Genomic DNA, 20,431 nt, shown 5'->3' with positions numbered 1-20,431 from the left:
GATTAAATATAATGAAGGAAAATAAAATCATATTTACTGGGCCTGTCGGCGTTGGTAAAACTACAGCAATTGCTGCTTTGTCTGATGATCCTCCTGTAAAAACAGATGCACGGGCATCCGATATGACTTTGGTCCGTAAGGGACATACGACAGTTGCAATGGATTATGGCGTTATTCGGCTAGATGGGGATACTAAAGTTCATTTATATGGCACTCCCGGGCAAGAACGATTTAATTTTATGTGGGAAATTTTAAGCAAAGGAAGCATGGGGTTAATTCTGTTATTGGATAATACTCGGGCTAATCCTTTAAAAGATTTAACTTTTTTTCTAGACGCATTCAAAGATTTATTAAAAACAGCACCATTGGTAGTAGGTGTGACCAAGATGGACGTCCGGTCATTGCCAGGTATTGATGTTTATCAAAAATATTTGGCTCAACATAATTTTAATGTTCCTGTTTTTGAAGTGGATGCGCGCCAAGAAGAAGATGTGAAACAATTGGTTAGTGCGATGTTATTCTCAATTGATCCTGGGTTAGAGGCATAAGATGGATTCAACACTTTCTTTACAATCAAATTTATACCCACATGTGACTCCTGCTGGTGCTTACTATGCTGTATCTAGCAATATTCCAAGTGCCAGTAGAACGTTGTTGCATGGATTATTACGAGCTTCATATAATGAAACAGCCAGTACTGAAAATTTGCTTGCTTGGGCTCAAACAAATGATGCGGATTCAGCATTAAATTTGTTGTATCGGTTACAAAGATTGGAATTTTTATATGGTGATGAGTCTCCATCTATTAAAGAGTCCAGTATGACAGATGAGCAGTTACCTGAATTATTAGCACAATTATCCAGTACAGGAAGGGCACTATTGGCTGATGGTAATGGGCTCTATTTTGCGAATGCGGGTTTTCACCACGAAACAGCTGAAGAAGTGGGTTTAATGTCCAGTGAGGTTGCAGCATTAGGTGAAAAACATCAGTTATTAGTGAAAAATAACTTAAATATTCATCACAATGCGTGGGGGATTTGTGATCCTTCAGGTCAAACAGAACTTACTTTTTTTCCATTATATGCGGGAAAAGTCAAGTTAGTATTAGTGGTAGCCGGTGTGCCTGATTTAAATAAAGAGGCTTTTGTTTCATTGATTAAAGTGCTTTGTAATCGGTATGCCTAATTTTATGGGACTTGGGATTTATCAAAAATATCAAGCTGGCTAATACAGCGTGAAGAGATGACTGATTATAACAAGTTTAAATAGCAAATATTTAATAATATATTGATTTTATTGGGTTTTAAGATATGCGTGAACAACTTTTAATTTCTGTGTTGAGCGATTTAAATGCGACATCGGCAGATATTATTGCTTCAGCTGTAATATCCAGTGATGGATTACCAATTGCAACTTTAATTCCTCAAGGATTGGATGCTGACCGTGTAGGGGCAATGTCTGCAACTTTATTGGCATTAGGTAGTCATGCTGCACATGAGCTTAATTGTGGTGATTTGGATCAAGTGATGGTTAAGGGCAAAAGTGGTTATATTTTATTGAACCAAGCTGGTGCGGATGCGGTTTTGGCTCTGATTGCTAATGAGAGTGGCAAGTTAGGCTTGATTCTGTTAGATGCTAAACGTGCTGCAAAACATATTGCTGATATCATCTAAAAGATTTTGAAAAGTGGCGAGTTGTACGTTACTTTAAATGAGGTATTAAGGGTCTGGAAAATATTCTTTTCGAAGGAAGGTTTATTTTCTTATTATAGTGCTGGTTAGTAAACTTGAATTAGATGGTTTAGTGATTTAGAATCGCCCACGTATCTCAAATTTTGTATGGCTTTATTAGACGAGCACGCAATATGCTACAACAGTGGCATATGCGTGTTTTTTTGCGGATAAAATGACAGATAGGATGTTTTATGGAAATTCCAGCTCTTCTTGTGCTTGCGGATGGTAGCTTATTCCGAGGGAAGTCAATCGGTTATAAGGGTGTTACGTCTGGGGAGGTTGTATTTAATACATCAATGACTGGATATCAGGAGATATTGACGGATCCGTCATATTGCCGGCAGATTGTAACTTTGACTTATCCCCACATTGGAAATACAGGAGTTAATCCTGAAGATGTCGAGGGTAAGCAAGTGTATGCGGCGGGATTGATTATTCGTGATTTGCCTCTTTTGGAAAGCAGTTTTCGTTCAAAAGAGAGTTTGCAAGAGTATTTAACTCGGAATAAGACGGTTGCGATTGCAGATATTGATACCCGCCGTTTAACTCAAATATTAAGAATCAAAGGTGCGCAAGCTGGTGCGATTCTGACAGGTGAAGATGCTACGGAAGAGAAAGCAAGAGAGTTAATCAATGCTTTCGGTAGCATGGTAGGTAAAGATTTAGCTAAAGAAGTAAGCTGTACGCAACCTTATGAGTGGACAGAAGGTGAGTGGGTGCTTGGTCAGGGTTTTGTAACTCCTGAGTATCAACCCTATCATGTCGTGGCTTATGATTATGGTGTAAAAACTAATATTTTGCGTATGCTTGCAGCTAGGGGGTGTCGATTGACAGTTGTGCCGGCACAGACTCCGGCAGAAGAAGTCTTGGCGATGAATCCCGATGGTATTTTCTTATCAAATGGTCCCGGGGATCCGCAAAGCTGCGATTATGCGATTACAGCTGTCCAGAAGCTTTTGGATAGTAAAAAACCGTTATTTGGTATCTGCCTGGGTCATCAGTTACTTGGTTTGGCTTTAGGAGGGAAAACCCGCAAGATGCCGTTCGGGCATCATGGAGCCAATCATCCTGTACAGGATTTATTGACCGGAAAAGTAATGATTACTAGCCAAAATCATGGTTTTGAGGTGGATGCAGAGACTCTTCCTGATACAGTAACAATTACCCACCGTTCCTTATTTGATGGTTCTTTGCAGGGGATTGAGTTGAAGGGGCAGCCGGTATTTAGTTTTCAAGGACACCCTGAAGCAAGTCCTGGACCGCATGATGTCGCTTATCTATTTGATAAGTTTATAAATAGCATGCAGAAGACTGTTTAAAAAGATTTTCAGACGGCCAAGATTGATTTTATTTTTGGCCGCCTGAAAGAATTATGAATAGATGTAATTGTTGTTAAGACGCAGTGCTTTTTCGTTTTCAGCTTATGCTGTCGGCTATTTGGTATTGAAATTAGCCGAATTTTATTACAGTGATGCATCCATCATACTAAATAGTAAAAAGCAGCTTTTAAAGCTGCTTTTTACTATTTAGTTTGGTCGGAATGAGAGGATTCGAACCTCCGACCCCTTCGTCCCGAACGAAGTGCGCTACCGGGCTGCGCTACATTCCGAAATGATTAAAACACGGATTATAGTCTGATATTTTTAGACTGACAAGCGCGTTTAAGCATGTAAAACAAAAATTGTCGGACGTTTTTTTAAATCGGGTAACGGAGATAAAGTGTGCCAGATATCAATGGTTTGGCTGATAATTTGTTGGGTGGGTAGTGTTAAATCACAGGCGATACATAAGCGGGTTCGTGGATGCAGGATGTTGATTGCGTCAGATAGTAATGCATTGTTTCTGTATGGTGTTTCTATGAATAAGATGGTTGAATTTTGCTGTTTCGATTGTTGTTCGAGTAGTTTAAGAGATTGGATGCGTTCGGTTTTGTCAGATGGGAGATACCCTTTGAATGTGAAATTTTGGCCGTTTGCACCAGATGCCATCAGAGCCAGCATAATACTGGATGGTCCGATTAACGGGCGTACTTCAAAACCGGATTGGTGGGCAAGTGCAACCAAGTCGGCCCCTGGGTCTGCTACGGCAGGGCAACCTGCTTCGCTGAGTAGCCCCATGTTTCGGCCTTCTTGCAAAGGTCGGAGCAGCTCAGGTAATTTTGTACGGTCGGTGTGCTCATTGAGTGTATGTAGGTTGAGTTCGCGGATGAGGGTGGTGATCCCTAGATGCTTGAGGTGCGCTCGGGCAGTTTTTTCGGCTTCAACCACAAAATCGGTCAGGCCCACGATTTGCTGTTGCTCGTGGGGTAATAGGCAAGGCGTGTCGGGTGTACCGAGAGGTGTGGGGATAAGGTAAAGGATTGCAGGCATATTTTGAGGATGATGAAAAATTAAGGGTTAGCTTGATAGGCAGTAATAAGGTTAAAGAATATCTACACCCTCGGCCTGTAAAAAGTCGATTAAACGGAAAATAGGTAGGCCGATCAGTGCATTTGGGTCGCAGGTTTCAACTTTTTCCAGTAAGGCGGCTCCCAAGCTCTCACTTTTGGCTGCTCCGGCACAATATATGGCATCGGGTTCGCGTCGTAAATATGCTGCAATCTGTTCCGAAGTCAATTCCCGCATGGTAACGACGGTTTTGTCTACATGATGATGCAGGCCGTCTGAAAATGTGTTGAGCAGACAGACGGCACTGTAAAATGTAATCTGTTTGCCACTTAATTCCTGTAGCATTTGTTGTGCATTTGCTACGCTCATCGGCTTGCCGAGTTGCCGGCCTTCACACCATGCGACTTGATCGGCACCTATAATCAATGCGGCAGGGAAACGTGTTTTCAGTGACTGTACTTTACCGATGACAAGGCGTAAAGCCGTGTCCCCGCCTATTTCACCGGAATGGGGCGTTTCGTCGAAATCAGGTGAGGCCGTCTGAAAATGCAAACCGAGCCGTGCCAGTTGCTGTTGCCGGAATATCGAACTTGATCCCAAGATAAGGGGGAGTGTGGTTTTCATTTTGTGTAAAAACATTGACGTTCTATTGTTGGAATTATATCATGCGCAGTTTATGTTAGAGCCTGATTTGATTGCCCCCGGTGAGTTTGCCGGCAAAAAGCAGAGCCTGCGAGGCGAGGTCTTTTTGCATGAGCTGGACGAACGGGTATGGTCGCACGAATATTTTGCGGATAAAGACAGCCCGCTGCATGTGGTTTTGCAGGGGGGGATTGATCGCTTCCAGCGTCCTTTTTTGGATTTGAAAGTGCAGGGATGTCTGCATTTACTTTGTCAACGGTGCATGCAGCCCATGAGTTTTGATTTGGATGAGGATGCGCGTATTGTTCTGTTTGCCGATGAATCCGAGTTGGATGAAGCCATGCTTTCCGATGAGGAATTGGAAGGTATGCCGATGGATAGCGAATTGTCGGTTCGGACGTTGGTGGAAGATCAAATTTTGATGGCGATGCCATACTCGCCGCGGCATGAGCACTGTGCCGGGGAAAATATGGCAGCAGTCAATCGAGATAGACCCAATCCGTTTGCGGTATTGGCAGGGCTGAAAAGCAGCAAATAACTTTTTGTAAATATTTTTAGGAGTTTGAAATGGCCGTTCAACAAAACAAAAAATCCCCTTCTAAACGCGGTATGCACCGTTCGCACGATGCTTTGACTGCACCCGCCCTGTCTGTAGACAGCGCAACCGGTGAAGTTCATCGTCCGCATCACATTTCGCCCAACGGTATGTACCGTGGCCGCAAAGTGATGAAAGCCAAAGGCGAATAAGCCTGAGGCGGATGTAAAACGGAAATCCGTCTGCGGGTTTCCGTTTTTGTTTCTGTTAAAACAGCGGATGTACGATTATGGTTAAAAAAATTTGGTATACCTATGATGATATACATCGGGTATTAAAAGAATTGGCAGGTAAAATTCAATCGGGCGGTGTGAAATATGATGCAATGATTGCCATTGGCGGCGGGGGATTTATTCCCGCGCGTATTCTGCGCTGCTTTTTGAATATTCCGATTTATGCGGTTACTACAGCCTACTATGCCAATGATTTTGGTTACCAGACCAATGACGAAATCAAGAAAATCCAGTGGCTGGATCCTATTCCGGAAAGCTTGGTTGGAAAAAATATCTTGGTGGTGGACGAGGTAGATGATTCCCGCGTAACCTTGGAATTCGTGCTGAATGAGTTGCAAAAGGAAAAATTTGCCGAAATCGGCGTAGCCGTGCTGCACGAAAAAATCAAAGAGAAAAAAGGCATCCTGCCTCAAGGCATTCATTATTACAGCGGTATTACCGTCAAAGATTGGTGGATTAACTATCCGTGGGACGCCGACGATATTACTGCGCATAATATGCTGGCTGCGGAAAGCAGTGCGGAACGATAAGGCCGTCTGAAAATACGGAGCGGCTTTTGCGGATTGATTCGATTGATGCTTTATCGATTTCAGAATCATAATCTGCCGGATGGCCAACCGATATTTTAGCGAATGGAGCAATTATGATTACCTTGGCTGTAGATGCGATGGGAGGCGATGCCGGTTTGGCGGTTACCATCCCCGGAGCATTGTTGTTTTTACGCCAGCAGACCGATGTCCGCTTATTGATGGTGGGCAACGAGGTGCAGGTTCGGCAGGCATTGGAAGCTGCCAATGCACCGATGGACCGCATTCAAATCGTCCATGCCGCACAAGTGGTCGAGATGGATGAGCAGCCCCAGTCTGCCCTGAAAAACAAAAAAGATTCCTCCATGCGGATAGCCGTGAATCAAGTGAAGGAAGGTTTGGCGCAGGCAGCGGTGTCTGCGGGCAATACGGGTGCATTGATGGCAACCGCACGCTTTGTGTTGAAAACCATACAAGGCATCGAGAGGCCGGCAATTGCCAAATTCATCCCCTCTCAAAACGGCCACATGACGCTGGTGCTTGATTTGGGCGCAAACGTGGACTGCACACCCGAGCAATTGGTGCAGTTTGCCGTTATCGGCAGCGAATTGGTGCACGCACTGTATCCGAATGCGGGCGCGCCGCGTGTCGGTTTGCTGAATGTCGGTACCGAAGATATCAAAGGCACGGATACCGTCAAACAAGTTTTCAAACTCCTCAGCGGCAGCAAGCTGAACTTTGTCGGTAATGTCGAGGGCGGCAGCATTTTTAGCGGCGATGTGGATGTCGTGGTGGCCGACGGCTTTGTCGGCAACATCGTATTGAAAACCATAGAAGGTGCGGTGCGTTTTATGGGTTCGGCAATCAAGCAGGAATTTCAAGCCAATCTGCTGACCAAATTGGGTGCGCTGGCCGCCATGCCAGCCCTGAAAGGTTTCAAAAACAAACTGGATCCGCGCAAATTCAACGGCGCCATATTCCTCGGCCTGCGCGGTGTGGTGATTAAAAGCCACGGCGGTACCGATGCGGTCGGCTTCAGTTATGCATTGGAAGAAGCCTTTCATGAAGCCAAGGCCGACAGCCTGACCCGCATCCAGCAAGGCGTGGCTGACCAACTGGCTCATTTGGCAGACAAAAAACTGGAAGTGGAACAGGCAGCCATCAACATTGATTAAACCCTTCGGCATAGTTTCGAAATATGCCGTGATACAGGCCGTCTGAAACCGGAAATCCTTTCAGACGGCCTGTTGCCCGATTGAGAAAACGGCAGACATTCCCTACAATGCCGAATCTTTTATCCAGCCATTACAAATAATTTAGAAAGGGACGCGCCATGCAATATGCAAAAATCCTCGGTTCCGGCAGCTATCTGCCTGAAAAGCGTGTCAGCAATGATGATCTTGCCGAGTTTGTCGATACATCGGACGAATGGATTGTCAGCCGTACCGGCATCAAATTCCGCCACTTGGCCGTCGAAAACGAAAGAACCAGCGATTTGGCCGTGATTGCCGCACAGCGTGCGTTGGCCGATGCGGGCGTGGCGGCGGAAGAAATCGACCTGATTGTTTTGGCTACGGCAACCCCCGATATGCAGTTTCCGTCTACGGCCACCATCGTGCAGAACAAACTCGGCATTGCCGGTTGTGCGGCATTCGACGTTCAGGCGGTTTGCGCCGGCTTTATGTATGCCATCGTCACCGCCAATGCCTACATCAAAAGCGGTATGGCCAAGAAAGTGCTGGTTATCGGCGCGGAAACATTCAGCCATATTTTGGACTGGAAAGACCGTACAACCTGCGTGCTGTTCGGAGACGGTGCGGGCGCGGTCGTTTTGGGCGCGTCTGACGAAGAAGGCATCATCCACGGCAAACTGCAAGCTGACGGCGGCTATTTGGACTTGCTGAAAGTGCCTGCGCAGATGGCCGGCGGACAGATTTGCGGCAACCCGTATGTGGAAATGGACGGACCGGGCGTATTCAAATTTGCCGTTAAAACCCTCGCAAAAGTGGCGGAAGAAGTATTGGAAGAAGCGGGCTATCATGCAGAACAAATCGACTGGCTTGTGCCGCATCAGGCAAACAAGCGCATTATCGACAGCACCGCCAAACATCTGGGCCTGAGCTTGGACAAAGTTATCCTGACCGTGCAAAACCACGGCAATACTTCGGCCGCATCCGTTCCGTTGGCATTGGACGAGGGCATCAAAAGCGGCCGCATCAAGCGCGGCCAGATATTGCTGCTGGAAGGCATAGGCGGCGGTTTTACTTGGGGGGCGGTATTGTTAAGATACTGATTGGGAAAATTTAACACAAATTCGTAAAAAGATTTATTGCAACCGTTCGGTGGATGAGTATAATGCGCACATCTGCCGAACGGTTGTTTTTACAGACAAGCGGTGCAGAAATAATAATTCACTATTCGTTACGGGGTATCATCATGCAAGCAATCCAACATTACGGCATTATCATTTCTTGGTTTCAAGACAAACAGTTAGGCGTTGTCCGTGATAAAGACGACACGACCGCCAGCCTGTTGCTTCTGGCGGCAGACCTGCCGGCTGGTTACCGCGAACCGAAAGTCGGCGACGAAATCACCTATATCGCCGGCATGGACGACCAAAACCGTCCTTGCGCGCTTTCTCCCGCACCGGTGGGGATGCAGGCGGCCGAGCCGTTTGCCGAAAGCGGTGCGACAGTAAAAGAAGGCGATATCGTACGCATCAAAGTCAGTGCTTGGGACATTAAGAAAAACGGCGGTTTCGGCATGTTGTCCAGCGAGCCGGCCGTTCCGGTGTTCGCCTTGGGCCAGCACCTCAACCAATTTTATGTGCCGCAAGAAGGCGACGTACTGAAAGGCCGTCTGAAACGCCACAGCAACGGCCAATGGCTGCTGACCGACATCGACATCCAGATTGCCGAATAAAGCCTTCAGGCCGTCTGAAAATGTACCTCTTTGTTTTCAGACGGCCTGCCGCCGAATGCGGCAGCATAGAACGGAGTATCTCTTTCTGTTACACTTTCCGCCATCCCGCTTTTGCCGCAGATGGCGGTTTGTGCATTTTGCGGCGGCAATTTTTTCAACCGACAGACACACAGGCGGCCATAACGGTGTATCCATTGTTATCCCGGCCTGAGCATGAGAAAGGAATCCCATGTCTTTTGCATTTTTATTCCCCGGCCAAGGCTCGCAGAGCCTGCACATGATGGACGGTTTCGACGGCGTAAGCGTGGTTAAAAATACTTTTGACGAAGCATCCTCCGCCCTCGGCCAAGACCTGTGGGCGATGATGAACGGCGAAGACAGCGACTTAATCGGCCAAACCGTCAATACACAACCCCTGATGCTGGCTGCCGGCGTCGCCACATACCGCGCCTACCTCGAAGCCGGCGGCAAACTGCCGCAAGTCGTGGCCGGACACAGCTTGGGCGAATACAGCGCGCTGGTAGCTGCCGAAGCACTGGCCTTTGCCGATGCGGTCAAACTCGTCCGCCTGCGTGCGGAATTGATGCAGAACGCCGTGCCGCAAGGCGTCGGCGCGATGGCGGCGATTTTGGGTTTGGAGGACGGGCAGGTTAAAGAACTGTGTGCCGCCGCCGCGCAGGGCGAAGTGGTGGAAGCGGTAAACTTCAATTCGCCGGGGCAGGTCGTGATTGCCGGCCATACCGCCGCCGTCGAACGTGCCATGAACGCCGCCAAAGAAGCAGGTGCGAAACGCGCCCTGCCGTTGCCCGTATCCGTTCCTTCGCACTGCAGCCTGATGAAGCCTGCCGCCGACAAATTGGCCGAGGCACTGCAAAACATCAACATCGCCACACCGAAAATCCGCGTCATCCACAACGCCGACGTCGCCTCCTACGACAACTCCGCGCAAATCAAAGACGCACTGGTCCGCCAGCTCTACAGCCCCGTACGTTGGACGGAAACCGTAAACAGCCTGGTTGATGAAGGCATTACCGAATCCGCCGAATGCGGGCCGGGCAAAGTTTTGGCCGGACTGGCCAAACGTATCCGCAAAGAAGCAGTGTGCGGCGCGCTGACCGGTCAGGAACAAGTGGCCGCCTTTATTGCCGCCCATCCGTAAGGGAGAATGACAACCGGAGGCCGTCTGAAAGCAAGACGAACTGTTTAGTGTATTTTCAGACGGCCTGCTGTCGGTAAAACTTTCCAAACAACCCGAAAGGACAAACGAAATGAATGCACCTACCGTTTCCATGTTGGTTTTGGCCTCAACGGCCGGTTTGGCCGCCGGCTTCCTGCTGGCGTGGCTGTTCCTGCGCGGCAAACAGTCGCGGCAGGCAAGCGAGCGGGAAGCCTTGAAACAGGAACTGGACGACTACCGCAGTCGCGTGGACCAACATTTTGCCGACACCGCAGAAGCGGTGGACGCGTTGAACCGCAGCTACCAAAACGTCATCCGCCACCTGAGCAACGGCGCGCAAACCCTGATGGGCAAAGAAGCGCTGCAAGAACAACTGGCCAAGCGCAGCGATAAAGCCGTTACGCTGGGCTATCTGGCCGGATCGGTGCTGCCCGCCGCAGAGTCGGACGGACAGCAAAGCGCGGCGGAGCAAATCCAAGCCGAAACCGTCGAACCGGCAAGCCAAACCGGTTTGCAAACCGAAGCGGCGGAAGAAGCGGTAAGGCCGTCTGAAAACGCCGCAAGCGAAGCGGCGGCCGAAGATAAGGCCGAAGCCGAAACTGAAATTGCAGAAGCTGCGGATGCGGAAACGCCGGAACAAGAACAGGCCAAGCCGGAAGACAAATAGCGTTTGCCGGGCAGATGCCGCCGCACACAGGAAGGCCGTCTGAAAACATATTCCCGACCGATATGTTTTCAGACGGCCTCAAAACATTACCGCATAACCGCAGCCGGCCAAATCCGCGCCGAAGTTTCCACATATCCCGCCAGACTGTCTGTATAATGCACGCCGTCTGAAACACAAGTTTCCCCATTTACCGACAAGAAGGAAAAATACAATGTCCAAAAACCTGATTTTAGTATTGAACTGCGGCAGCTCGTCTTTGAAAGGCGCAGTGCTCGACAACGACAACGGCGAAGTGCTGCTGAGCTGCCTGGGTGAAAAACTGACCACTCCGGATGCCTACATCACCTTCAAAAAAGACGGCCAAAAACACCGCGTGGAACTGGCCGGCCGCCACGACCACACCGGCGCGGTGGGTGCGCTTTTGGACGAACTGAAAAAATACGGCCTGGATGCCGATGTGAAAGCCATCGGCCACCGCGTCGTGCACGGCGGCGAAAAATACAGCGCGTCCGTCCTGATTAACGACGAAGTCATCGCCCAACTGGAAGCCTGCATCCCGCTCGCTCCGCTGCACAATCCGGCCAACCTGACCGGCATCCGCGCCGCACAAGCCATTTTTGCCGGCCTGCCCAACGTCGCCGTGTTCGACACCGCCTTCCACCAAACCATGCCGGAACACGCCTACACCTATGCCGTACCGCGCGCCCTGTATAAAAAATACGCCTTCCGCCGCTACGGTTTCCACGGCACCAGCTTCCGCTTCGTGGCCCCCGAAGCCGCCCGCATCATCGGCAAAGACGTGAAAGACTGCCGCCTGGTCATCGCCCACTTGGGCAACGGCGCATCCATCACCGCCGTGAAAAACGGCGAATCCCAAGATACCAGCATGGGCTTCACCCCGCTGGAAGGCTTGGTGATGGGTACGCGCAGCGGCGACGTCGATGCCGGCATTTACCCGTTCTTGGCCGCCAATGCAGGCATGAGCGTGGAAGAAGTCAGCGACCTCTTGAACAAAAAATCCGGCCTGCTGGGCATCTCCGAGCTGTCCAACGACTGCCGCATCGTGGAAGAAGCCGCAGCCGAAGGCCATGAAGGCGCGAAATTGGCCATGGCCGTTACCACCTACCGCTTGGCCAAATACATTGCCGCCATGACCGTAGCCGCTGGCGGTATCGACGCGCTGGTGTTCACCGGCGGCATCGGTGAAAACTCCGATGCCGTCCGCGCCCAAACCGTCGCCCATTTGGCCTTCCTGGGATTGAAACTCGATGAGCAGGCCAATGTGGACGTACGCTTCGGCAAAGAAGGCATCATCAGCCCGAAAGGCCAAACGCCTGCCGTCGTCGTGGTGCCGACCAACGAAGAACTGATGATCGCGCACGACACCGCCGCCCTGTCCGGCCTGTAAGCAGCGCACCATGAAAAAGGCCGTCTGAAAGCATCAAAACCGCGCTTTCAGACGGCCTTTTGCACTGAAATCCCATTTCACACCCGAAAGGAAAAAACATGTCATTGCAAAACATCATCGAAACCGCCTTTGAAAACCGCGCCGACATCACGCCGGCCACCGTTACCCCCGAAGTCAAAGAAGCCGTGTTGGAAACCCTGCGCCAACTCGATTCCGGCAGCCTGCGCGTGGCCGAACGCCTGGGCGTGGGGCAATGGAAAGTCAACGAATGGGCGAAAAAAGCCGTACTGCTTTCCTTCCGCATTCAAGACAACGAAGTGCAAAACGACGGCGTAAACAAATACTTCGACAAAGTGCCGACTAAATTTGCCGATTGGAGCGAAGAAGAATTCCGCGCCGCCGGTTTCCGTGCCGTACCCGGTGCCGTGGCGCGCCGCGGCAGCTTCATCGGCAAAAACACTGTTTTGATGCCGTCTTACGTCAATATCGGCGCGTATGTGGACGAAGGCGCGATGGTTGATACCTGGGCGACCGTCGGTTCATGCGCCCAAATCGGCAAAAATGTCCACCTGAGCGGCGGCGTCGGTATCGGCGGCGTACTCGAACCCTTGCAGGCCGCCCCGACCATTATTGAAGACAACTGCTTCATCGGCGCGCGTTCCGAAATCGTCGAAGGCGTGATTGTCGAAGAAGGCAGCGTGATTTCCATGGGCGTGTATATCGGCCAGTCCACCAAAATCTACGACCGCGAAACCGGCGAAATCCACTACGGCCGCGTACCGGCAGGTTCGGTGGTTGTGTCCGGAAGCCTGCCCGCGAAAGACGGCAGCCACAGCCTGTATTGCGCGGTTATCGTGAAAAAAGTGGACGCGCAAACCCGTGCCAAAACCAGCGTGAACGAATTGTTGCGCGGCGTGTAAGCCGGACAAGACAAAAAGGCCGTCTGAAAAACCTGTTGCCAAGGTTTTCAGACGGCCTTTTTGTTTGATGGTGGATTGCTTGGAGGGTGTCCTGGTATAGTGGATTAAATTTGAATCAGGACAAGGAGACGAAGCCGCAGACGTTACGGATAGTATGGTAAGGCGAGGCAACGCCGTACCGGTTTAAATTTAATTCACTACAGCGGGGAGGGGCGTTTCCGTTTTCACTTACGATAATCCGCGATATGGCGCGGGAGATGCCGCAGGGCGGGCCGGGTTTGCCTGCGATGCATTTGGTTAGACGAATGCCACAACCAAGCCGTAAAGGCAGAAAAACAATACCGCTAAAGCCACCCGTTCGAACGGGTTTTGCCGCAGCAGCACCGTGGCGGCCGTGCCTGCCGCCCAGGCGGACAATACGGCGTACATCCTGCGTTCCAGCCACCATGCGGCGGACAGGCCGTTTGAAGCTTCCGGCGGCAGGTGTGCGGGTTGGGCGGCCTGATGGCTGCAATAAACTGTGAATAAGGTCAGCAAGAATGTAATCAGGTAGAGCAGGGTAGATATTTTGCGTTTCATTTTTCAGACGGCCTTTTGCAAGGGCTGCGGTGGGGATGGGCATTATACGGCGGTTGGAGGCGGTTTGCTCCGCCGCCGTTTGTGTTTTCATGCCGGAAGGCGCGGTTTTTGCAACGTTGGTTTTAAAACCGCGCCGCCGTGTGGCAAAATAGCGTACCTACACACATCAATTAAGGAAAATCCATGCACATCATCAAAGCCGTTTGTTTGGGTCTGGCCGTTTCGGCCTTGGCCGCCTGTGATTCCGAAACCGACAAAATCGGCAATGCCAGCACCGTATTCCGCGTGCTGGGCAAAAACGACCGTATCGAAATAGAAGGTTTCGACGATGCCGATGTGAAGGGCATCACCTGTTATTTGTCGTATGCGAAAAAGGGCGGCTTGAAAGAGGCGGTAAATTTGGAAGAGGATGCCAGCGACGCATCGGTGTCATGCGTGCAGACCGGCAATGCGATTGAATTCAACGAACAGGCGGTGGCCAAGCCGCAGCAGGTGTTTAAGCGCAGTGCGAGCTTTGCCTTTAAGAGCCTGCAAATCATGCGGTATTACGATGCCAAGCGCAAAACTTTCGCCTATATGATTTACAGCGACAAAATCATCGACGGTTCGCCGAAAAATTCGCTCAGCGCGATTTCATGTTATGGAGGCGCGTCTGCGGACGAAAAACAGATAGTCGGCCTGCCCAACAAGCAAATCGCCGGTTCCTGCATTATCGACACGGCGGCGAAGAAATAGCAGGCCGTCTGAACAGCACGGAAGGGTAAAGGACGAAACGGCATGTATGAAGAATTGCTGGGCGCGGTGAAATTCGACGACAAAGGCTTGTTGTGCGCCATCGCGCAAGACAGGCACAGCGGCCGCGTGCTGATGGTGGCATGGATGAATGCCGAGGCGCTGCAAAAAACGGTGGAAACCGGTTTTGCCCATTATTACAGCCGTTCACGGCAGAAACAGTGGATGAAGGGCGAGGAGTCGGGGCATGTGCAGAAAGTGTACGAACTGCGGCTTGATTGCGACGGCGACGCATTGGTAATGCAGATTGAACAGCAGGGCGGCATTGCCTGCCACACCGGGCGGGAAAGCTGCTTCTACCGCGTTTGGCAGGCAGACGGCGGCTGGCGGGCGGTTGATGCGGTGCTGAAGGACGAAAAGGCCATCTACGGCACAACAACTTAAAGTTGCAGGCCGTCTGAAACGGAAAGGCGGTTTTCAGACGGCCTCCGTCTGCGGCAATTCATTGGGAGAAGGATGATGGACGACAGGATATTGTCTGAAATTCAAAATGTGATCGATTCGCGCAAGGGCGGCAATCCGGACGAATCATATGTGGCCGGACTGCTTGCCAAAGGCGGCGACAAAATCTTGAAAAAAGTAATCGAGGAGGCCGGCGAGGTGCTGATGGCCTCCAAAGACGGCGGCGGCGAGCACCTTGTTTACGAAACCGCCGATTTGTGGTTTCACTGCATGGTGCTGCTGGCGCATCACGGTTTGCGGGCGGAAGACGTGGTTCGCGAGCTGGCGCGGCGGCAAGGTTTGTCGGGGCTGGCGGAAAAGGCCGCGCGCACTCGGGGCTAATCTCAGGCCGTCTGAAAGGCGCGGACGGTGTTTTTGTATTACAATCCGACCTCTTTGCCCCAAGCGGAAATACCGCAAGGCGGCTTACCGGAGAATTCATGATGACCGACTGCATCTTCTGCAAAATCGCAGACAAACAAATCCCCGCTTCGGTGGTGTACGAAGACGACGAGATGCTCTGTTTCAAAGACATACGCCCCGCCGCGCCCGTCCATCTGCTGCTGATTCCGAAAGAACATTTCGATTCGCTGGCACACGCGGGGCCGCAACACGGGGCCCTGCTGGGCAAAATGATGCTGAAAGTGCCGCAGTTGGCCGCCGAACACGGTCTGCGCAACGGGTTTAAAACCCAAATCAATACCGGCAGCGGCGGCGGTCAGGAAGTGTTCCACCTCCATGTGCATATCATGGGTACGCCGGTTTGAATATCAGGCCGTCTGAAAGCGGGTTTCCGCATTGAATAGATTTAACGTAAGGATTTTAAAATGGGTTTGAGCGGAATTTCTCATTGGCTGATTGTGCTGCTGATTGTAGTGTTGGTATTCGGTACCAAAAAATTACGCAACATCGGCAAAGACTTGGGCGGCGCGGTGCACGACTTCAAAAAAGGCCTGAACGAGGGGTCGGAAGAGGCAGATGCCCGCCCGGCCGAGAAGCAGGCCGAGGCCGACAAAGACGATAAGCAAGCCTAAGCCATGTTCGACCTCGGTTTCAGCGAGATGCTGCTGACCGGCGTTGTTGCGCTCGTGGTGCTGGGGCCGGAGCGGCTGCCGAAGGTGGCGCGTGCGGCCGGATTGTGGCTGGGGCGTTTGCAGCGTTTCGTCAGCGGTGTGAAAAACGAACTCAGCCGCCAAATGGATGCTGAAGGGCTGTCGGAAGTCAAAGAAGATTTTCAGGCGGCCGTCCGTGAAGCGCAGGAAGGTTGGCGTGATGCACGCCATGCATTGCAAAGTCAGGCGGACGGCATAGACCCCGAACTCCCCGCTTGGGAGCGGCTGCCGCCGCAGCGCACGCCTGCCGATTTCGGCATAGGGACGGACGACGGCCTGCACGCCGGCGGGGCGCGGTACGATGATGCCGTCCCTTTCCATATGGTTACCCTGCGCCGTCAGGCAATGGGCCGCCGCCGCGATTTGCGCCCGCGTTTTCATCCGAGGCCGCAACTCCGCGTCCGCCGCCAAGGCCGTCTGAAAAGATAGGCGGAGTCGGTCGGCTTCGCTTTCCGATGTTTTCCATATTCCCCATATTTTCGATTTTATAGTGATTAAGCTCCAATCGGGACAGGGCGGTGTAACGCCGTCTTGCTTTAAAGCGGATTCACCGTAATGTCGGCGAGATTGAGATGACAGAGCAAACTCAAACCCTGATTGAACATTTGGTCGAACTGCGCCGGCGTTTGGTGTGGATTATGCTGGTGATGCTGGCCGCTTTTTTTGCCGTCATCCCGTTTGCCCAGCCGCTTTATACGTTTGTCGCCCAGCCGTTGATGGCGTCTCTGCCTCAGGGGACGCAGATGATTGCCACCGATGTGATTGCGCCGTTTTTCGTGCCGATTAAAGTCGCCCTGATGACGGCGTTTTTGGCCACGCTGCCGCATACGCTGTATCAGATTTGGGCTTTCGTCGCTCCCGCGCTGTATCAAAACGAAAAACGCCTGATTGTGCCGCTGGTGTTGTCCAGCCTGATTCTGTTTGCCTGCGGCATGGCTTTTGCCTATTTTGCAGTTTTTCCGATTGTGTTCCGGTTTTTAACAAGCGTTACCCCGCAGGGGGTCAGCATGGCAACCGATATCGACAAATATCTGTCGTTTGTGCTGGGTATGTTTGTGGCCTTCGGTGCGACGTTTGAGGTGCCGATTGTCGTGGTGCTGCTGCACAGGATGGGCGTGGTGTCGTTGGCGCAACTGAAAAGTGCGCGGCCTTATGTGATTGTGGGCGCGTTTGTCGTGGCGGCGGTTATCACTCCGCCGGATGTGCTGTCGCAAGTTTTGATGGCTGTCCCGTTGGTTATTTTGTACGAACTCGGTTTGCTGGCGGCAAGATTGTTCAAGCCTGTAACGAGGGATGGGGAAGAAGGGGAATAATCGCTATTCGTTTCGCTTTTATAGTGGATTAAATTTAAATCAGGACAAGGCGACGAAGCCGCAGACAGTACAGATAGTACGGCAAGGCGAGGCAACGCCGTACTGGTTTAAATTTAATCCACTATACATCATTGAAAAATGTTTGTCGGATATAAAAAGGCCGTCTGAAAAGTTTTCAGACGGCCTTTGGTATGTGTGTGTTTACAGCGAACGGGCAACTTCGACGATGTCGAAACATTCCAGTACGTCGCCTTCCATGATGTCGTTGTAGCCTTTGATCATCAGGCCGCATTCGAAGCCCATGCGGACTTCTTTGACATCGTCTTTATAGCGTTTGAGCGAGGACAGTTCGCCGCTGTGGACAACTACGTTGTTGCGGATGAGGCGGATATGGGAATCGCGTTTGACCACGCCGTCGGTAACCATACAGCCGCCGATGTTGCCGACTTTCGATACGCTGATGACTTGGCGGATTTCCACCGTACCGGTAACTTGCTCTTTTTCTTCCGGAGACAGCATGCCGCTCATGGCCGCTTTCACATCGTCGATGGCATCGTAGATGATGTTGTAGTAGCGGATTTCCACGTCTTCATTTTCGGCCAGTTTGCGGGCGGATGCATCCGCGCGCACGTTGAAGCCGATGATGAACGCACCCGAAGCAATCGCCAAATTGACGTCGCTTTCGGTAATGCCGCCCACGCCGCTGTGCAGGACTTGCACACGTACTTCGTCGGTAGACAATTTTTGCAGGCTGCCCGCGAGTGCTTCGTAGGAACCCTGTACGTCTGCCTTGATGATGACCGATAGGTTCTGCACTTGGCCTTCGCCCATGTTACTGAACATGTTCTCCAGCTTGGCGGCCTGTTGTTTGGCCAGACGCACGTCGCGGAATTTGCCTTGGCGGAAGAGGGCGATTTCGCGTGCTTTTTTCTCGTCGGCCAACACGATGGCGTCTTCGCCGGCATTGGGTACATCCGACAAACCGAGGATTTCCACCGGGATGGACGGGCCGGCTTCGGTAATGGCTTTACCGTTTTCGTCCATCATGGCGCGGATTTTGCCGAAGGCTGTTCCGGCCAGCAGCATATCGCCTTTTTTCAATGTGCCGCTTTGTACCAACAAAGTGGCTACCGCGCCGCGTCCTTTGTCCAGACGGGCTTCGACGATGATGCCTTTGGCGGGTGCTTCCACCGGTGCAGTTAGTTCCAATACTTCGGCTTCAAGCAAGACGGCTTCGAGCAATGCGTCGATATTGATGCCTTTTTTGGCCGATACATCGATAAACTGTGTAGTGCCGCCCCAATCGTCGGGAATGACTTCGTGTTGGGTCAGCTCTTGACGGATGCGTTCGGGATTGGCGGCTTCCTTATCGATTTTGTTCACTGCAACCACAATCGGCACTCCTGCCGCTTTGGCGTGGGCAATCGCCTCTACGGTTTGCGGCATCACGCCGTCGTCGGCGGCAACCACCAGAATCACGATGTCGGTGGCTTTGGCACCGCGTGCACGCATGGCGGTAAACGCTTCGTGACCCGGGGTATCCAAGAAGGTAACTACGCCGCGCGGGGTTTGAACGTGGTATGCGCCGATGTGCTGGGTAATGCCGCCCGCTTCGCCTTGAACCACTTTGGCGCGGCGGATGTAGTCGAGCAGCGAGGTTTTACCGTGGTCGACGTGGCCCATCACGGTAACGACGGGCGGACGGGGCAGGGCTTCTGCTTCGATGAGTTCCTCTCCTTCGTCCAAGAAGGCTTCAGGGTCGTCGGCAGCGGCGGGTTTGCCGATGTGGCCGAGTTCTTCCACCACAATCAGGGCGGTATCCTGGTCTATGGATTGGTTGATGGTTACCATCATGCCCATTTTCATCAGGGCTTTGACCACTTCCACGCCTTTGACGGCCATTTTGTGTGCCAAATCGGCGACAGTGATGGTTTCCGGAACCAAGACTTCGTGAACGACGGGTTCGGTAGGTGCTTGGAAGGCGTGTTGGTTCGGCTCGAGTTTGAGTTTTTTGCCTTTTTTGCCACCGCGTACGCGCTCTTCATCACCGCTGCCGCGCGCATTGCGGTCGCGTCCGCCTTTGCCGCCTTTGCCTTTGGCATTTCGGCTTTGACCTTCATCATCGTGATGATTGCGGCGTTCGTCTTTTTTACGGCTGCCGCTGCTCGGATTGGGCTCTGATGCCGCAGCATGTGCGGAAGCCGGTTTGTTTGCCGATGCCGACAGGGGTTTTTTCTCGCTCGGTTTGGCGGTGCGCTGTTCGCCGGCTTTGCTTGCACGCGCTTCTTCCGCCGCCTGTTTTTTGGCGGCTTCACGCCGTTCCTGGCGTTCTTGGCGCTCCTGTTTTTCTCTCAACAGCGCAGCCTGGTGTTCGCGGAAGGCTTGGGCGCGGCGTTCTTCTTCGGCACGGCGCTCGGCTTCGGCGGCATTGACGACTTCTACCGGTTGCGGTGGGGTTTTGGCTTTTTTCTCCCGGCCTTTTTTGGCCGGTTTGGTTTCCTGTTCGGTTTTTTCTTCTTTCGGCTCGGCCGGTTCGGGTGAGGCCGTCTGAAGGTCCGCTGTTGCCGCTTTTTCAGCCTCTTGAGCTTTACGCTGTTCGGCTGCGGCGCGTACTTTGGCTGCTTCGGCTTCAGCCGCCGCTTTGGCCGCCTCGGCTTCGGCTGCGGCAGCGGCTTCTTGCGCCGCTTTTTCCTGCGCGGCTTTGGCGGCAGCGAGTTGTTCGTCGGCGGAAGGGACGACTACTTTCCGGCTGCGTCGGCGTTCGACCGCTACGCCGTCAACCGTGGTTTTTTCGACCTTGGTGCGGTTGATGCGGATGGTGCCGACGGTTTGCGCGCTTAATTGTGCTTTGTCGGCATCGGTCAGCATGTCGCTGCCGCTGTTTTTGTTGATGCCGTGCTTCTTCAGGTGCTCCAGCATCCGCTCCACCGACATTTTCGATTCGGCTGCAAATTGTTCTACTGTGCTGTTACTCATACGACAG

General features: G+C 52.0%; 26 protein-coding genes, 1 tRNA gene and 2 pseudogenes. 23 read left to right on the top strand and 6 right to left on the bottom strand.

Going from position 1 to position 20,431, the window contains the following annotated elements:
* The first annotated feature begins 11 nt into the window (after positions 1-11).
* The 4 genes from BM261_RS04080 to carA all read left to right on the top strand — a co-directional run bounded on the left by BM261_RS04080 (position 12) and on the right by carA (position 3,052).
* Positions 12-548 (top strand): GTP-binding protein, encoded by a 537-nt coding sequence (locus tag BM261_RS04080; protein ID WP_041961284.1) that lies wholly within the window; start codon positions 12-14, stop codon positions 546-548.
* A 1-nt stretch (position 549) separates the two neighbouring features.
* Positions 550-1,185, top strand: a complete 636-nt coding sequence (locus tag BM261_RS04075; protein WP_074895419.1) for a peptidase M23 — start codon at positions 550-552, stop codon at positions 1,183-1,185.
* A gap of 125 nt (positions 1,186-1,310) precedes the next feature.
* On the top strand, positions 1,311-1,673 hold the full coding sequence (locus BM261_RS04070; RefSeq protein WP_003769955.1) for a roadblock/LC7 domain-containing protein: 363 nt from the start codon (positions 1,311-1,313) through the stop codon (positions 1,671-1,673).
* A gap of 251 nt (positions 1,674-1,924) precedes the next feature.
* A complete protein-coding gene (carA, locus tag BM261_RS04065; RefSeq protein WP_074895417.1) occupies positions 1,925-3,052 on the top strand; it encodes a glutamine-hydrolyzing carbamoyl-phosphate synthase small subunit in 1,128 nt (375 codons plus the stop codon).
* A 213-nt stretch (positions 3,053-3,265) separates the two neighbouring features.
* Here carA and BM261_RS04060 read toward each other — a convergent pair.
* The 3 genes from BM261_RS04060 to BM261_RS04050 all read right to left on the bottom strand — a co-directional run bounded on the left by BM261_RS04060 (position 3,266) and on the right by BM261_RS04050 (position 4,759).
* A tRNA-Pro gene (locus tag BM261_RS04060) sits at positions 3,266-3,342 on the bottom strand.
* 52 nt (positions 3,343-3,394) lie between these two features.
* Positions 3,395-4,102 (bottom strand): SAM-dependent methyltransferase, encoded by a 708-nt coding sequence (locus BM261_RS04055; protein WP_074895415.1) that lies wholly within the window; start codon positions 4,100-4,102, stop codon positions 3,395-3,397.
* A gap of 51 nt (positions 4,103-4,153) precedes the next feature.
* Positions 4,154-4,759, bottom strand: coding sequence for a Maf family protein (locus BM261_RS04050; protein WP_074895413.1), 606 nt, complete (start codon positions 4,757-4,759; stop codon positions 4,154-4,156).
* Positions 4,760-4,796: 37 nt separating this feature from the next.
* Between BM261_RS04050 and BM261_RS04045 the strand changes: the two genes are divergently transcribed.
* The 6 genes from BM261_RS04045 to BM261_RS04020 all read left to right on the top strand — a co-directional run bounded on the left by BM261_RS04045 (position 4,797) and on the right by BM261_RS04020 (position 9,039).
* Positions 4,797-5,300 (top strand): YceD family protein, encoded by a 504-nt coding sequence (locus BM261_RS04045; RefSeq protein ID WP_074895411.1) that lies wholly within the window; start codon positions 4,797-4,799, stop codon positions 5,298-5,300.
* A gap of 29 nt (positions 5,301-5,329) precedes the next feature.
* Positions 5,330-5,509: a 50S ribosomal protein L32 gene (gene rpmF / locus BM261_RS04040; protein WP_003773931.1), complete on the top strand. Its 180-nt coding sequence runs from the start codon at positions 5,330-5,332 to the stop codon at positions 5,507-5,509.
* A 77-nt stretch (positions 5,510-5,586) separates the two neighbouring features.
* On the top strand, positions 5,587-6,120 hold the full coding sequence (locus tag BM261_RS04035; protein ID WP_070454935.1) for a phosphoribosyltransferase: 534 nt from the start codon (positions 5,587-5,589) through the stop codon (positions 6,118-6,120).
* 113 nt (positions 6,121-6,233) lie between these two features.
* Positions 6,234-7,292: a phosphate acyltransferase PlsX gene (gene plsX / locus BM261_RS04030; RefSeq protein WP_074895409.1), complete on the top strand. Its 1,059-nt coding sequence runs from the start codon at positions 6,234-6,236 to the stop codon at positions 7,290-7,292.
* Positions 7,293-7,450: 158 nt separating this feature from the next.
* Complete coding sequence (locus BM261_RS04025) at positions 7,451-8,410, top strand: beta-ketoacyl-ACP synthase III (RefSeq protein WP_074895407.1); 960 nt, start codon at positions 7,451-7,453, stop codon at positions 8,408-8,410.
* A gap of 143 nt (positions 8,411-8,553) precedes the next feature.
* Positions 8,554-9,039: a hypothetical protein gene (locus BM261_RS04020; protein WP_240317858.1), complete on the top strand. Its 486-nt coding sequence runs from the start codon at positions 8,554-8,556 to the stop codon at positions 9,037-9,039.
* A 5-nt stretch (positions 9,040-9,044) separates the two neighbouring features.
* On the opposite strand, the gene BM261_RS12630 is transcribed toward BM261_RS04020, so the two are convergent.
* Positions 9,045-9,188, bottom strand: coding sequence for a hypothetical protein (locus BM261_RS12630; RefSeq protein WP_159070391.1), 144 nt, complete (start codon positions 9,186-9,188; stop codon positions 9,045-9,047).
* A gap of 80 nt (positions 9,189-9,268) precedes the next feature.
* Here BM261_RS12630 and fabD point away from each other — a divergent pair, with 80 nt between their 5' ends.
* The 5 genes and pseudogenes from fabD to BM261_RS13045 all read left to right on the top strand — a co-directional run.
* Positions 9,269-10,198 (top strand): ACP S-malonyltransferase, encoded by a 930-nt coding sequence (fabD, locus tag BM261_RS04015; RefSeq protein ID WP_074895403.1) that lies wholly within the window; start codon positions 9,269-9,271, stop codon positions 10,196-10,198.
* 109 nt (positions 10,199-10,307) lie between these two features.
* Complete coding sequence (locus BM261_RS04010) at positions 10,308-10,883, top strand: YhcB family protein (protein ID WP_074895401.1); 576 nt, start codon at positions 10,308-10,310, stop codon at positions 10,881-10,883.
* 211 nt (positions 10,884-11,094) lie between these two features.
* Positions 11,095-12,291, top strand: coding sequence for an acetate kinase (locus BM261_RS04005; RefSeq protein ID WP_074895398.1), 1,197 nt, complete (start codon positions 11,095-11,097; stop codon positions 12,289-12,291).
* 98 nt (positions 12,292-12,389) lie between these two features.
* Positions 12,390-13,211: a 2,3,4,5-tetrahydropyridine-2,6-dicarboxylate N-succinyltransferase gene (gene dapD / locus BM261_RS04000; RefSeq protein WP_074895396.1), complete on the top strand. Its 822-nt coding sequence runs from the start codon at positions 12,390-12,392 to the stop codon at positions 13,209-13,211.
* Between the two features lie 95 nt (positions 13,212-13,306).
* A pseudogene (locus tag BM261_RS13045) lies at positions 13,307-13,369 on the top strand (transposase); the annotation flags it as partial.
* 139 nt (positions 13,370-13,508) lie between these two features.
* Here the strand turns inward: BM261_RS13045 and BM261_RS03995 are convergent.
* Entirely contained in the window at positions 13,509-13,790 is a 282-nt protein-coding gene (locus BM261_RS03995) for a hypothetical protein (protein ID WP_074895393.1), read from the bottom strand.
* A gap of 183 nt (positions 13,791-13,973) precedes the next feature.
* Between BM261_RS03995 and BM261_RS03990 the strand changes: the two genes are divergently transcribed.
* From BM261_RS03990 to BM261_RS12335, 8 genes and pseudogenes are all read left to right on the top strand, one after another.
* A complete protein-coding gene (locus tag BM261_RS03990) occupies positions 13,974-14,525 on the top strand; it encodes a CreA family protein (protein ID WP_074895391.1) in 552 nt (183 codons plus the stop codon).
* Positions 14,526-14,567: 42 nt separating this feature from the next.
* Positions 14,568-14,966 carry a phosphoribosyl-AMP cyclohydrolase gene (gene hisI / locus BM261_RS03985; RefSeq protein ID WP_074895389.1) on the top strand — a complete coding sequence of 133 codons (399 nt, stop codon included), beginning with the start codon at positions 14,568-14,570 and terminating at the stop codon, positions 14,964-14,966.
* A gap of 75 nt (positions 14,967-15,041) precedes the next feature.
* On the top strand, positions 15,042-15,365 hold the full coding sequence (locus BM261_RS03980) for a phosphoribosyl-ATP diphosphatase (RefSeq protein ID WP_074895387.1): 324 nt from the start codon (positions 15,042-15,044) through the stop codon (positions 15,363-15,365).
* A gap of 101 nt (positions 15,366-15,466) precedes the next feature.
* Positions 15,467-15,790 (top strand): histidine triad nucleotide-binding protein, encoded by a 324-nt coding sequence (locus tag BM261_RS03975; protein ID WP_070454955.1) that lies wholly within the window; start codon positions 15,467-15,469, stop codon positions 15,788-15,790.
* 60 nt (positions 15,791-15,850) lie between these two features.
* Entirely contained in the window at positions 15,851-16,057 is a 207-nt protein-coding gene (gene tatA / locus BM261_RS03970) for a Sec-independent protein translocase subunit TatA (protein WP_003773961.1), read from the top strand.
* Positions 16,058-16,060: 3 nt separating this feature from the next.
* The gene (gene tatB, locus BM261_RS03965; RefSeq protein WP_074895384.1) at positions 16,061-16,564 is read left to right on the top strand and encodes a Sec-independent protein translocase protein TatB; all 504 of its coding nucleotides are present in this window, start codon (positions 16,061-16,063) and stop codon (positions 16,562-16,564) included.
* A gap of 143 nt (positions 16,565-16,707) precedes the next feature.
* Positions 16,708-17,448, top strand: coding sequence for a twin-arginine translocase subunit TatC (tatC, locus tag BM261_RS03960; protein WP_074895382.1), 741 nt, complete (start codon positions 16,708-16,710; stop codon positions 17,446-17,448).
* Positions 17,447-17,608 (top strand): annotated as a pseudogene (locus BM261_RS12335) (IS5/IS1182 family transposase); the annotation flags it as partial. The gene tatC and the pseudogene BM261_RS12335, both read left to right, overlap by 2 nt.
* 41 nt (positions 17,609-17,649) lie before the next feature.
* On the opposite strand, the gene infB reads toward BM261_RS12335, so the two are convergent.
* Positions 17,650-20,424 (bottom strand): translation initiation factor IF-2, encoded by a 2,775-nt coding sequence (gene infB / locus BM261_RS03950; RefSeq protein ID WP_074895378.1) that lies wholly within the window; start codon positions 20,422-20,424, stop codon positions 17,650-17,652.
* Positions 20,425-20,431 lie beyond the last annotated feature (7 nt).

The sequence above is a fragment of the Neisseria elongata subsp. elongata genome (assembly GCF_900113545.1).
In the GTDB taxonomy this organism is placed as follows: domain Bacteria; phylum Pseudomonadota; class Gammaproteobacteria; order Burkholderiales; family Neisseriaceae; genus Neisseria; species Neisseria elongata.
Note: the sequence above shows the minus strand (reverse complement) of the source record. Positions and strands in the feature narration are given on the sequence as shown.